The sequence below is a fragment of the Thiohalophilus sp. genome, from assembly GCF_034522235.1.
In the GTDB taxonomy this organism is placed as follows: domain Bacteria; phylum Pseudomonadota; class Gammaproteobacteria; order UBA6429; family Thiohalophilaceae; genus Thiohalophilus.
This window is the reverse complement of record NZ_JAXHLN010000003.1, coordinates 1,106,418-1,119,891: the sequence shown is the minus strand read 5'-3', so window position 1 is coordinate 1,119,891 and position 13,474 is coordinate 1,106,418. Positions and strand designations below refer to the sequence as shown.

The 13,474-nt window shown below is 57.3% G+C and carries 14 protein-coding genes; all 14 read right to left on the bottom strand.

Translation table 11 applies throughout. The annotated features are described in order from the left end of the window. Positions 1-7: 7 nt before the first annotated feature. The 14 genes from U5J94_RS08455 to gspD all read right to left on the bottom strand — a co-directional run bounded on the left by U5J94_RS08455 (position 8) and on the right by gspD (position 13,466). Positions 8-1,321 (bottom strand): two-component system sensor histidine kinase NtrB, encoded by a 1,314-nt coding sequence (locus tag U5J94_RS08455; protein ID WP_322565207.1) that lies wholly within the window; start codon positions 1,319-1,321, stop codon positions 8-10. A 221-nt stretch (positions 1,322-1,542) separates the two neighbouring features. After that, entirely contained in the window at positions 1,543-2,718 is a 1,176-nt protein-coding gene (extI, locus tag U5J94_RS08450) for a selenite/tellurite reduction operon porin ExtI (RefSeq protein ID WP_322565206.1), read from the bottom strand. A gap of 25 nt (positions 2,719-2,743) precedes the next feature. Continuing rightward, positions 2,744-3,223 (bottom strand): cytochrome c3 family protein, encoded by a 480-nt coding sequence (locus tag U5J94_RS08445; RefSeq protein WP_322565205.1) that lies wholly within the window; start codon positions 3,221-3,223, stop codon positions 2,744-2,746. 30 nt (positions 3,224-3,253) lie between these two features. Then, the gene (locus U5J94_RS08440; protein ID WP_322565204.1) at positions 3,254-3,526 is read right to left on the bottom strand and encodes a hypothetical protein; all 273 of its coding nucleotides are present in this window, start codon (positions 3,524-3,526) and stop codon (positions 3,254-3,256) included. A gap of 140 nt (positions 3,527-3,666) precedes the next feature. Continuing rightward, positions 3,667-4,878, bottom strand: a complete 1,212-nt coding sequence (locus U5J94_RS08435; RefSeq protein WP_322565203.1) for a multiheme c-type cytochrome — start codon at positions 4,876-4,878, stop codon at positions 3,667-3,669. A gap of 93 nt (positions 4,879-4,971) precedes the next feature. Continuing rightward, positions 4,972-6,540: a hypothetical protein gene (locus U5J94_RS08430; protein WP_322565202.1), complete on the bottom strand. Its 1,569-nt coding sequence runs from the start codon at positions 6,538-6,540 to the stop codon at positions 4,972-4,974. Between the two features lie 175 nt (positions 6,541-6,715). Then, entirely contained in the window at positions 6,716-6,910 is a 195-nt protein-coding gene (locus tag U5J94_RS08425) for a hypothetical protein (RefSeq protein ID WP_322565201.1), read from the bottom strand. Next, entirely contained in the window at positions 6,907-7,164 is a 258-nt protein-coding gene (locus U5J94_RS08420) for a hypothetical protein (RefSeq protein WP_322565200.1), read from the bottom strand. The genes U5J94_RS08425 and U5J94_RS08420 overlap by 4 nt, the downstream gene beginning before the upstream one ends. A 10-nt stretch (positions 7,165-7,174) precedes the next feature. Then, positions 7,175-7,486, bottom strand: a complete 312-nt coding sequence (locus U5J94_RS08415) for a hypothetical protein (RefSeq protein WP_322565199.1) — start codon at positions 7,484-7,486, stop codon at positions 7,175-7,177. Then, positions 7,486-7,743 (bottom strand): sulfurtransferase TusA family protein, encoded by a 258-nt coding sequence (locus U5J94_RS08410; protein WP_322565198.1) that lies wholly within the window; start codon positions 7,741-7,743, stop codon positions 7,486-7,488. The genes U5J94_RS08415 and U5J94_RS08410 overlap by 1 nt, the downstream gene beginning before the upstream one ends. Before the next feature lie 70 nt (positions 7,744-7,813). Next, positions 7,814-9,274, bottom strand: a complete 1,461-nt coding sequence (locus U5J94_RS08405) for a YeeE/YedE family protein (protein ID WP_322565197.1) — start codon at positions 9,272-9,274, stop codon at positions 7,814-7,816. Positions 9,275-9,338: 64 nt separating this feature from the next. Continuing rightward, positions 9,339-9,689: a sulfurtransferase TusA family protein gene (locus U5J94_RS08400; protein WP_322565196.1), complete on the bottom strand. Its 351-nt coding sequence runs from the start codon at positions 9,687-9,689 to the stop codon at positions 9,339-9,341. Between the two features lie 523 nt (positions 9,690-10,212). Next, positions 10,213-11,427: a type II secretion system inner membrane protein GspF gene (gspF, locus tag U5J94_RS08395; RefSeq protein ID WP_322565195.1), complete on the bottom strand. Its 1,215-nt coding sequence runs from the start codon at positions 11,425-11,427 to the stop codon at positions 10,213-10,215. An 11-nt stretch (positions 11,428-11,438) separates the two neighbouring features. Continuing rightward, a complete protein-coding gene (gene gspD / locus U5J94_RS08390) occupies positions 11,439-13,466 on the bottom strand; it encodes a type II secretion system secretin GspD (protein ID WP_322565194.1) in 2,028 nt (675 codons plus the stop codon). Positions 13,467-13,474: the final 8 nt, after the last annotated feature.

The following is a 13,474-nucleotide window of genomic DNA, read 5'->3' as shown; positions in this document are numbered from 1 at the left end:
GCCTCACTCATTTTGCTTCTCTATACAGCCGGATGACAAACCGGGCTCCGGTTGAACATGAGGAATCAAGTCGCAAACTTCCGCCACGACGACCAATCATTGCCTGACTTATTGCAAGTCCCAGCCCGCTTTCATGTCCCATTTCACCGGTGGTAAAGAAAGGATCAAAGATTCTGCCGCGGATCTCGGGTGAGACGCCCGGCCCGTTATCCTCCACTGTCGCCAGAACTTCCTTGTTATTGACTACCTGGGTACGGACGCGTATCAGAGGTTCTTCACGACCCTCCAAAGCAGACAGCGAATTAATTATCAAATTTGTAAACACAATGTCCAGCTCGCCACAACCACCGTTAACCAAAGGTTCGTTTTCATCCAGATCAAGATCAATATCAACCGGTTGCCGTTGCAACCGACAGCTTGAGAATGTATCGAGTAATTCGCGGATTAACTGATTAACGTTGCACCCATCACCATAGCATTGATCTTTGCGCCCATAATTCAAAAGATCCTGAACGATACGCGAACATCTTTTCGCCTCGCTGACAATAATGCCGGTGTAATGTGTTTGCTTTTCCAAATCAGATACGTTATCCGATAATACCTGGGAGTAGCCAATAATGTTCCCCAGCGGCGTATTCAGCTCATGGGCGATACCGGCGGCCAACTGTCCCATTGCAACCAGTTTTTCACGATAATAGACGGATTCCTGCAGGTTTTTATAGTCGGTTATATCCTGAAAGATAAGCACGGCGTCCATACCCACATCTTCTTCCGTCAAAAAAGACATGTTCAGCGCCAGCCAGAGCTCACGATTGTTAAGCCGTGTATGTAGAACATGGTTATGTATTTGGCGCTTGTACAGGAACGCATCACGTAAAATTTCCCGATCACGCTCGTCGACTACCAGCAAATCAAACAGATTATGATTTTCCAGCTCGGCCGATCGACAACCGAACAGGTCTTCTGTCTGGCTGTTTATTGCAGTAACACGCAAGTTATCATCAATCGAGAGCAGCGCGCCGGGCAGACTTTGCAGCAGGGCATTCATCTTGTTGCGCTCATTCATTACGCGCATTTGACACTTTTCAACGGTATCAAACATTGAGCGCAGCGCGCCCATCATCACGTTGAAATCCTTGACCAGGGCATTGAGCTGATTATTCGGCGGGACTTCCACCTTGAGCGGCTCGAGGGTTCCTTCCTGGGCATCCAGGATGCTCTCGTGCAAGCGTGCAAGTATCAGCCGATCACGGACATAGAGCACCAGTACAACGGCAAGCACAGCCGCCAGGATCACAGCCAATACGACAATCCCGCTCATTTTCTACCTGTTGGCCCCTCGTGCGTCATTGACGCGGCTATACAAACAGTACCGGCAGCGGTTGATACCACCGCCCGTACCATGAAAGCACGCTATCCGCCATGGTATACCATGGCAGATAGCGTATTCAATCAATCTGATTTGATGCAGGAAAATCCGCATTCTGCAACTCGCCGACTGACGCGGCCTGGCGTCAGTCAGCTTGTATACATCTACTATTACTAGAAGATCATTTGCAGACCTACGGTCGTCTGGTCGTAGTCCTGAAGCGCCGGATTGGTTGCATGCTGCTCGTCGAACTCGATAGAGGCATGTTCAAATGTGAGCTTCAGGGATTGACCATTGAGATAGTAATTGGCGCCGACGCTGTTCCAGCTTCGATCGGACAGGCCGAGTTCCTCGCCGTATTCCGTCTCTTCGGCCCGGAGGAAGAACTGCAGACGCCCCAATCCGACCGGGTTCGGAAGCAGGTAACCCGCCTTGGCATACATCCCTTCACGTTCCACATTGGCATTCAACTCGGGATCCGGATCCGTCGGAAAGCCGTCAACCGAGTAGTCGAATACCGCACTGGAGAGCGTTAGCGTACCGAAGTCGAAAGGCTGTTCATAGAAGATATCCACCGTGGATGCCGAGTAATCCTTGGGATCCTCGCGGGTCGAGTAACTGCCATATGCAATATCATCCTGTTGGTCGAAACTCGCACCAATCGTCAGCACCTGTTGTGTCCCCAGATAAGTACCCCGGTAGCCGTAGTCGTATTCAGGATCCAGCAAGCTGAGGTGAACACGCCCCGTCAGTCTCGGGCTGTCGGACACTGTTTCTTCGCCTTCGCGACCGTCGGATACCATCACCCGGTACTGGAACATACCGTCTGCCAGATTACCCCACATGGCAACACCTGTATCGCGTGTCCCGCCATAAGGCGTATAAGTCAGCGACTCAGATCGATCCAGGGTCAGCGGCTCAAGACAGGCCTCCAGGTTTTCACGACTGAAGGTGTTCTTGAAGCGCCCGGCAATAAACCGGATAGGATCCGAGTAGTCCAGGGTCAGGTAAGCATCCCGATAGTAAACCGCACGATCATCATTCCCGCCCTTGCTGTCGTTCCCCGCTTCCAGCTGGGCATAATAACCGACATAGTCGTTATATTGCCCCATCAGTGTTATGCGGTTGCGGCGCAGGAAGAAATCGTTGGTATCGCCATCGTCTGTCGCCGAGGTATAACCCCGGCTCTGCCCCCAGAATTGCACGGCATAGTTGAATTGAAGGAACCCCTGTTCCCCGTACTGCAGTGTGGGGCCTGCCTGGGCACTGCCGCCGAGGGCAAGACCCAGTGTCAGAAATCCGGCAGTCAAGCCTTTGCGGCTTTGCAAATTATATTTGATTATATTCATCTGCTCTCTCCTAAATGATCGAATATCATTCTTCAGCGTAAATTTTCAGGAACTCGACAACTTCTTTTTCACTATGACAACTTGCACAGGTTTCCCCCGATTCCTTGCGTGGATCATTGACTAACCCTCTGTGCGCCATACTTTCTCGCATCAAACGGTCATTCCCGGCGTGACAGCCCGTGCAGGAGTAGTTCACCTCTGCATGCTGGCTGTGCCACAGATTGTCTCCGGGTTTCTCGGCCCGTCTGCCGCTATGGCATTTAAAACAGGAAGATGCCCCCAGACCACAGGCATTGGCGATGTTAATCGGCGCGGTCATCACGATACCTTCGTGAATTTGTGAAATCGTATCGGCCCCCCAACCATGGTATTCCGTCCCTTCGGGATTGTATGTCGTGGCATCGACCGCAATCATGCTCCAGACTGTCGCGACCCCGATCGCCAGCACACTCACTGACACACCCCACTTCAAGCGGTGCCCCAGCTTTTTCATGATGTCTTTCATACGGCCTTTCATCGTTTGCTCTCCTCACTTTTACTCTTGGTTATTTGATTCGTCCCTGTCACCACCACGACCTTCCCTGTTTGGACGATCCTGTTGCTTGCGAACATGTTCGAGTCGGGATTGTCGCGCCTCGTTGGCCCGGCGGATATCGTCCTCGGTCAACCCGCCGTTGGCGCACATGCAAACAGGCCCCTTGCCCTTGAATTTGAGCCGGGGCCCGTCGGCCTCGGCCGCCGTCGACAGGGTGGCAAACATGACGGCGGCACACCCGGTTACCAGGATTCGGCAAATTCGTTTGTGCATTACGTTTCCCATCTCATTTGTTTTCTTGTTTGTTTTCTTGCAGATGCCATGCCAAGTTTTTAAGTCATTATATATCAACCGCTTACAGCCAACCCATACCCATAGCGCGTTGCAGAGTGAAATCGGGCCCGGGCCCGGCCTCAATTTGCAACCCGGGCCGGATAACGCGCCAGGATGCGCTGATAATGGCTGTTTTTTGCCTCGGCAATGGACAGGGTCAGCAGCGCGCGCACCGCCGGGTCAAGTTTGTCGCCCTGCCGTTGCTGGTAGTCCTCGAAGGTCCGCTCGTATAACCGCCGCGGCGCGACCGCCATCACCAGCTCGAGCGATTCGTTTTGTGCCAGCGCCGGGGACAGATCGGCCTCAAGCTCCCGCGTCTCGCCGCTTTTGATCCGGGTGTCGAACAGCTCCTCGGTCAACGCCAGGTTGGTGCGCCAGGCGATGATCTCGCGGGCAAGCGCTTGCCGCTTGCCATCCGCGGCGACCCGTTCCAGGCGCAGTTCGATCTCCGGCACCATATAGGTGGGAAAATGGTGGCCCGCACCCGTATTGCTGACCGCCGCCACGACCCGATCGTCGCTCACCTGAAAGGTCGTCTCCAGGGCCGAGGCGGTCATCGCCGGATCGTGAATGCCGCGCCACTGATGGCGCCGACCCGGCATGTGACAACGCTGGCAGGTGCGGCCCTCCTCGGCATGGCGCGACTGCTGCCATTGCACCACCGTGTTCTCGCGCAGCTTGCCGTTGACCCGCGGCCCGTCCTCGGGAAACTGATGACAGGCGGCACAAAACCGGCTGTCTTTGAAGGCGGCCTTCGCGGTAAATCCGCCATGCGGGCCCTGCTCGGGATCGATGTTCGGATCGCGCGGCGGCGGTCCCACGCGCTCGTGCTTTCGCACATGGCAGGCGGCACAGGCCAGTCCCTGCTCGTGCAGATCGCGGGGAATATGCGCCGGCGGCGCCTCCGCCGGCGCACCGGGCCAGCCCCGTTCGGCCGCCACCAGGGTCACCTGTTCGCTCATCGGGGCATGGCATTGCAGACAGCTCTTGCCCTGCTCGGGGGTCATTAATTGCAGCTGCCAGCGCAAACCCGGCGAGAAGGTCTCGCTGTGCAGACTTTGCTTCCAGTCGGCATGCTGTTCGGCATGGCATTGCGCGCAGCTTTGCGGATCCAGCGAGGCCTCCAGATCACTGAATGCGGCTGGCGGAGGCCCCTGAAACGGAATCGGGCGCTCCCAGTGATGCCCGAGAAAGCTTTCAACATCCTCCTGCGGCGGCACCAGCAAGCGGTACAGCAGCAGACCGACGCCAATCGCGCCGGCCAGAATCAGGAGTGTCGTTATTCTGTTCACGCTTTCTCTCCCTGCAAAAAAAACAGGCCCGTCAGAGACGGGCCTCAAGTGGGAGGTTCATATATGTTGTACGGTCAAACTTGCCAACCGCTGTTATCCCCCACACGGATTGGGGGGCAGCGCGCCACCGCCGTCATCGTCGCCACCACCGTCACTATCACCACTACCGGAGATCTTGTAGGCCCGATCTTCATTGATAATAGCATTGGTGTTATCGGCGTAGGGGTCATCGATCCGACGGGGCTCCGTCAGGGACTGCTCGTTGTATGCGAAGTACGAGACACTGTTCTTGTCGGCCCGCCACGGGGAATCCCCCGGCAGGAGCTGATTACCGTACTTGTCATAGGCGTTGGACAAAGTGTGCCACTCGACCATGGCCCCGTCGTAGAAACGGGTGGGCAGTCCGAGGATACCGGCAGTCGCAAAGCCGGTCACCATGGCGCGATAGGTCGTCTCGCAGTAGGTCCAGACCTCCTGCCCGTCCTGGTAGGCATTCCCCAAACCCAGGGCACCGTTCAGATCCTGGAACCGGGCGCCATTGATGAGGCCACCATCCATCGCCGTCTCGAGTTCCGACTTGGAGCGCCAGGCATACGAGGGGTAGTAGCAATCCCCGTTACCGGGAGCGGCCTCGGTCAGGTCATACGTGTCGTCGCCGGGGCAATCGCCGCTGTCGTCCTGATAGCCATACAGGAATCGAGGTGTCTGCGTAGCATCCGAAATGAGCAGATTCGAGTAATTGAGTTCCACGGCCCCGTTCGGATGGCCCTGAGCGGAACCGCCATTCTGGAACGGATCCTCGGTCGCATTGTACTGCTCGATATTCCGGGCGTCCCAGATGAAGACATCCCCGGTGGCGTTGCTCGCCTCCTGGATCATCTCTTCCAGGGTCACCTGAAGGGCGGTATTGTCCTGCTCGAGTTCGCGGACGCTGAAATCACCGGGCGCCGAGGGGAGGTCGCTGGCCGAGGGCCCCATATAGTTCTCGGCCATCACAGCTTGCGCCCCGCCATTGAGTACGGCGAGATGCTCCTTCTCCACACCCCAGTAGCGCATGGTGTACCAGCCGCGCCCGAGCTTCATGGCCTGGAAGTTTCCGCCCTGCCCGACCGCGAAGACAATCATGTCCTCCGTGGGGTCGATCTGATGGTCCTGCAGGAAGCCGTCGATAGTCGGACCATCCGCCACCATGCTGCGAGTGGTCAGCACCCCGTTGGAGCGGTCCATGCGCAGATCGTTGTGATCCACTGAATAGACGCGAACACCCCCGGCTTCGTTCGGAGAGATATACGTCAGATCGTTTGTCTCGTCGTACCCAGCAACCTCGTCAGTATCCTGCGTGTAACGCGCCATCCCGGGATGGATTTGCAGAATGACCAGGTGTCCACTGATCCCGCTGGGCCGATTGGTCTCCCAGTCATCGATCCAGCTCTCCAGCGTCGAGCCGGAAATCAGACCATTGACGTTGTCGTCGTAACTGTCAGCAGATTCCTGGGCGATATCCGCCGCGGAATTTGTGGTGACATTATCACTGCTGTTGACTGAATCTTCGTCGCTGTCGACACAACCGGCGAGCCCCATCACGGCAACCAGTGCCGCGCCTCTTGCCAGTATTCGCCAGCTGTTGATTGTCTCATTGAGCTGTGCTTCTGTTTTTTTCATGATCTCATCCTCTCTCCTGAATGTCGGCCACTGTCTCAAGCCTGCTTCGTCAAAACTGTTTGCATGTAACGTGCCAGAACAACATTTCTCTTTTTTATCAATCTGTTAGCTTAAAAAGCCCGAACCGGGTACATTGCAGTTACGCAAACAGGCGATGGCCGGTGGTAAATTGCAATCAGCGCGGGGCGGGTTTGAGCACCACCGGCATGGCGCCGCTTGCGAGCGTATCCAGCACCCGTTCCAGCTCACTGTCCAGGTCAAACCGGGCACAGGTGAGCCCCTCATCCTGCAAGGCACGGTACAGCGTCTCGTCAAAATCCGGCTGACCGCCCGCCACGCTAATCAACATCACCTTGTTCTCGTTTTTCATACTATGTACACCACATTTGCCTGGTTGATCATCCCGGTCAGTTTCGCGGCCATGTTGGTCGCCAGCTCGGTCACCGGGACATCCGAAAAATCCAGGGCTTCGAGCTGCATCGCCACCTCGTCGTCATCCCGATCCAGCTCGCCCCAGACGGCCACATTCACCACGTCGTCAAGCAGGGTCAGCCCCGTGGCCATGCGCAACGCCTCACTCTTGCGATCCCGGGCAATGACCAGGATCTCTTTGGTCTCACTCATCTCATCTCCTTCAAAGAACAATCACCTGATCACTGTTTTTGACCAGCTCCGCATCCTGGTACTGGCCGCCGATGATGACCCGATCGGCCAGCCCGGCCTCGTGGGGATCCGCACCGGGATAGCGATCCACGGACAATTCGCACAGGGACACATGCGCCTCGCTGCCATCGAGAAACGCCCGAAAAACCTCATCCCCGAGTAATTTCACCCCCGAGTCGGTCAAAAAACAGCGCAGTTGCCAGCCACGGGCCTGCGCGCCCTTGAGCAGGGCAATCGCCTGTTGCGCGAATTGTCCATCTGTGACAACAACACCCAGCCGCATCAGGCCGCCCCTTTGCGGATCTTCCAGACATAGGTGCCGGCATCTTCATCGCGACTGAACAGATCATTACCTTCGGATTCGCACATCGCCATGATCGACTCCCCCGAGGAGGGATTGTCGAACTTCAGCGTCAGCACATCGCCGCCGTCCATCTTCTGCAGGGCCTTCTTGGTATACATTTGCGGATGCGGGCAGACATAGCCGGTCACATCCAGCAGGTAATCACCTTCATCGACTTTTTCAAATTTAATTGCCATGGTTACTTCCTTCCTCTTCCTTACGTCAATATTCGACGGACAGTTCGAGACTGTCCGCCGCTACAGCTTGTTACAATTCCAGGTCATCATTACGGGACATGCGATACATCAGCCACTTGTTAAAGGTCCGCACGCCGATGTAGCCGCCAATCACCATGCCGGCCAGGAAAAGCCAGCCCGTCAGATCGCCATTGGTGACCGCCGCGAAGAATGCGCCGACATTACAGCCCATGCCGATACGCGCGCCGATCCCCATGATGGCCCCGCCGACAATGGCGAAAATGGCCGTTTCCATATCCGGTATTTTCCATTTGAACTCGCGGCGCGCCAGGGCGAGCACGGCGGCCCCGAGGATAATGCCCGCTGACATAAGCAACGGCGCATTGATTTCCGGACTCGGCAGACCGTTATTCAGCCCGAAATAGACGTTATCCATGTTTTCAACGCCGGCCTTGTTGAGCACCCAGCCGCCCAGCTGGGCTTCCTGGGTGGTGATATACCAGTAACCCGGGTCAAAAACCGTACCCTGAATGGAAAGCCCGGAGGTATGCCCCATCTTCTCCAGCAGCTCGCCAAAATTGAAAATGCGATAGTGCTCCCGCAAGGAACCGGTGACCCACATATGCAAGCCGGCGAATACCCCCAGACCGATGCCGGCCAGGGCGGTATTTTTCGATGAGGTAATCATTGCCCAGATACCGCGCAGCTCGAAACCCATGCCCGGCGTATCCTGTTTGTGCCGGCGCAGATAGCCCTTGCGATAGGCAAAGATATAAAGCAATAAAACGAGTACCAGAACAGGAAGAATTGCGCTGAGGAAGGCGTTGCCGATAAACGCGTCAATCCACTGATTGCCGGAATCCAGCCATTGGCCGACCGTGCCGCCCGAAAGATCCCAGATATAGCCGGCCATAAACTGGTCAAACCAGCCGTCGGTTACCGACAACTCCGCCGGCATGCCCTTTTCGGCCGCGGATTGTGCCCATGACGCCGGTGCAAAGGCGTTGGACCAGGAACCGAGATCGACGAACAGTGCCTGGGAGAAGGAGATACTGGCCACCACCAGCATGGAGCCGACATTGCCCTCGCCGCTCTTGTAGAGCGATCCGGAGGCACAACCCCCGGTAAAAATCATACCGAAGCCGAAAATCAGCCCGCCGATGATGATGTGCCAGCCCAGCGGGTGGGGATAAAAGGTACTGGTGCCGCTGACGGTCACCAGTGCCGCGGTCAGTGAAAAGAGCGCCGTGGCAATCATGATCCCGACCGCCATCCTCGGCACCTGCACGGCAAACAGATCCCGCACCGCGGACGCCATGCAAAACCGCCCGTATTGCAAAAGCAGACCGTAGATCAATCCGAACCACGCATAAACCAGCAGATAGATCCAGCGCGTGTCAGCGGATAACGCGATTGCCGAGGCAATCGCCACCAGCGCCACGATGATAATCGACCAAATACTGCCACGATGCAGCAGCCCTTCTCCTGAATTTTCAATTTTTGTTGTTGCCGTTGCAGTGTGTTCGCTCATCAATCCCCCGCAGGATAATCCAGTTACTACTTAGCTGGTCAGAATTCCAAACCAGAACCGCTTGTCAAACTTGCTCTGCTGCACCGTCCGCCAGGCGTTGTATGTAAACCCGCCAGACTCCCTCGTCACGTTCGGTTGCAAGGTATTCCCCGTCAGCCAGATTCATCATGGCCGAGATGGTCTCCGCGGCGGTGACACTGTCGGTCACCAGTTCCACCACTTCACCGGGCTCGACCAGCGATAACGCCTTCAGCGTCAACAGTTGGGGTTTGGGACAACCGTCGCCCAAACACTCCACCCGTTGGCGGACATTGACCCTCCGTCCATCCGTCAGTTCTACTTCGCGCGACTGCTCGGTGATCTGCCGATTCTGTCGCCGTTTCGGGCCGCGGAATAAATTGAACAGCATCATCATGATGTTTACCTCCTCCCGTACCCGCTGGAACATATAATGCAGGTTACATGCCAGGCGGGTAACTTTTTGATATACAAGATATTTATTGATGTTTTCGACTTTCGCCAAACTGCAAATTGCAATTTGGCGACCCAGGGCCTCCGGCAGTGAGAATTTGCAATCCTGTTGTCATCCTCGACCATTCAACGCGGGGCTGACCGGGTGCACAAATTGTTCAGCCAGAGACCCTCCCCTGCATCGCGTTATTTTACAACGCCCCATACTTTGCCCCTCACCAGGCAGGCCAGAACAATCAGGGAAGTTTAACTATAGGAGATCACTCCGTTGCCGCTGTCAAGAAAGGCGGCCATTGCCGCGGGAGAAACTGATACAAACAGTATGTCGACAACTTCCGGACGAAAAGAAAGATCGCAAGAATTCGGGAACCCGAAAGCGGGGCTGCATACAAACGATATGACGGCTTTTCATAAGCAGTCAGCTTGAAGGCTTGTTTGTTTCAGCCGGTCTATGGCGGGTCGGCGACTTAACGCACCAGCTGGTTGATTTCGAAAATCGGCAGGAGAATGGCCAGGACGATGGTGAGCACGACCAGCCCCATCACCAGTATCAGGGCCGGTTCGAAGATGCCGAGGATCATGCCGGTGCTCATCTCCAGTTCCTGTTCCTGACTTTCGGCGGCCCGTTCGAGCATGGTGTCGAGATTACCGCTGGCCTCGCCACTGGCGATCAGATGCACGGTCATCGGCGGGAAGTAACCGCTGCGCTCCAGGGCACGGGCCAGTGAGCCGCCCTCGCGCACTTCCCGGGCGGCGGCGGAGACGGCCTCGTGCATGGGGACATTATTGACCACCTCCCCCGCGATACGCAGCGCCTCGAGAATCGGCACCCCGGAGGCGGAGACAATCGACAAAGTCCGGGCGAACCGCGCGCTGTTACTGCCGCGTACCAGATTGCCCATCACGGGCAAATGCAGCAGCAACCGGTGCCACTTGCGTCGGGGTTCCGGTCGCCGCAGCAGGCGCGTCAGTAAAAAAACACCGACGACAAGCACCCCGGCAATCGCCAGGCCACTGGATTGCACGATCTCACTGACGGCGATCAGGCCCACGGTCAGCGCCGGCAGCTCCTGATTGATATTTTCAAAGACCTGTACCACCTCGGGGACCACATAGCCCAGCAAGGCAACGGTTACCAGCACCGCCATGACGGTCAGGATGGCCGGATAGAACAGCGCCAGCTGGACTTTCTGGCGCATCTGTTGCCGTTTTTCGGTGTACTCGGCCAGGCGCTCCAGGACCACATCCAGGTGACCGGACTGTTCGCCGGCGGCCACCGAGGCGCGGTAGATATCGGGGAAAACATGGGTAAACTCGCTCAACGCGCCGGCCAGATCATGGCCTTCGGTAATACGGGTGCGTACCGCGACCAGCACACTCTGCAAACGCGGTTGCGAAGTCTGGCGGGCGACGGTGCGCAGCACCTCCTCCAACGGCAGGCCGGAACGCACCAGTGTGGCCATCTGTCGGGTCATCAGGGCCAGATCGCCGGCGCGTACGCCGCGACGGGGTAACAGACGAACCCCTGCCTGGCGTTCATTTGCGGTCACTTCCGCCACGCTCAGCGGGGTCAGTCCCTCTTCTCTTAACCGCGAACGTATCTGGCGGGCACTGTCACCCTCGAGGACGCCCTTGCGAGCGCGCCCGTCACCCTCCAGCGCCTGATATTCGAATGCCGGCATGGGAACAGATCCTAATTCACAGGCCGCGGCGGCGCATAAACCCGGTCAGCCCCCTCCCGACCCGGCGGGCCGACGCGATCCTCAAAGTCCGGTGGCAGGGTCATTAATTCCGAGGAAGATCGCAGCACCGGGATCATTTCATCGTCCAGAAAAGCCAGCCCACGCTCGCGGCTGGCCAGCTGCTGGGCGCGAATCAACTGGTATTTGGCGCTGCTGATCGCGCGAGTGTCATCCCGATCCTGAACGATTCGTGGCCGCAAAAAGACCATCAGATTGCGTTTTAGCACAGTAGAGCGGTCGTAACGAAACAGCCAGCCCAGCCCCGGTATGCTGCCCAGCCCGGGAACCCGCTGGTTACGCGTAGCCGCCTCTTCGGAGGTCAGCCCGCCGAGGACGATGATCTGCCCATCATCCACCATCGCGGTGGTCTTGATGCTGCGCTTGTTGGTGATCAGATCTTGCGCCCCTGCCAGTGATTCGGCAACCGAGGAAACCTCCTGTTCGATATTCAATTTGATGGCATCGCCCTCGTTAATCTGTGGCCGGATGAGCAACTTGATACCGACATCCTGGCGCTGGATGGAATTGAAAGCCTGGCCGGAATCCTCGATCGCGCGGCCGGTCACGAAGGGGATATTCTGGCCCACCACGATCTCGGCTTCTTCGTTGTCCATGGTCATCACCGACGGGGTCGAAAGCACGTTGGTGCCCGTATCCGCCAGCAGGGCCCGCAACAGGGCGCCGATCTCGCCTTGCGAATCGGTGGCGCCAACGGTTGCACCGTCAACATTCGGAATACCGCCGGCCTCCACCGCCGCGCCGATATTGGCCAAAGAGCCGGCGCCTGCCACCCCAAAGTTCAGCATCCCCACGGCAGTATCCCCGAAGGCGCCCCACTGAATGCCAAACTCCTGCAAGCGTTCCATGGAGACCTCGGCGATGATCGCTTCCACCAGTACCTGGGCGCGACGAATATCCAGGCGTTTGATCACCGAGCGCAGATCGTCCACCTCGCCAGATGGCCCGCTGATGACCAGCGCGTTGGTACTCTTGTGCGCCTGGATACTGACATCGCCGTCAGAAGACGCAACCCGGCGCGACGCGGCTCCGTTTTTACCGCCGCCCGCCGCGCTGCTCGAAGTGCTGACTGTCTGCTGTGAGACGACGCCTTGCAGAACGGGGACCATCTCCTCGGCATCGGTATAACGCAGATAAATCACGGCAATGCCTTCGTCTTCAGTACCTTTTTCATCCAGCCGGCGAATCAGGGAGCGCACCGAGGAACGCCGAGCCGGATCGCCACCGATGAGTATACGATTGGCGCGTTCATCGGGAACCAGCAGCAGGCGGCGACCGTTGCGCTCCTCGTTTTCAACGGACTTTACCATGCGCACCACTTCGGCCGCCGAGGCATGCTCCAGTTCCACCACTTCCGTGACACCGGTTGTATCGCGATCAATCTGCCGGATGAGCTTGCGAACCCGCTCGACGATACCGGCGGAATCGGAAATGATCAGGTGGTTATTATCCCCATAGGCGGCAAGATGGCCGTCCTTGGTCAACAGCGGTCTTAACACCGGCACCAGTTTGGCCGCCTCAACATACTCGGTTGCCAGCACCCGGGTGACGAACTCGTAACCCCTGCCGCCATCCTCGTCGCGTTCCAGCACCTCGGTCTGATCCCCGCGCGCCAGACTCATGGGTATGACCCGATCCCCGCCCTCGCCCGACACGACCGTGTAGCCGTGAAGCTGCAAGGCGGAAAGAAACACTTCATAGAGCTGATGTTGATCCACCGGATGCTGGGAAATGATGGTCAGCTTACCCTTGACCCGGGGGTCGATGATAAAATTGCGCCCGGTCTGCTCGGAGACCAGCGCAATTACCGAGCGAATATCCGCCTCTTCGAAGTTCAGCGTAATCTTGTCGCCGGCGGCCTCACGACTCTGGGCCGGTGCCAATCCCGGAGCCGAAAGCGCCAGTACCAGCAAACAAAGCGCTACACGCTGCAGCCAGATATGATATTTTTGTACTTGCATACATCCTC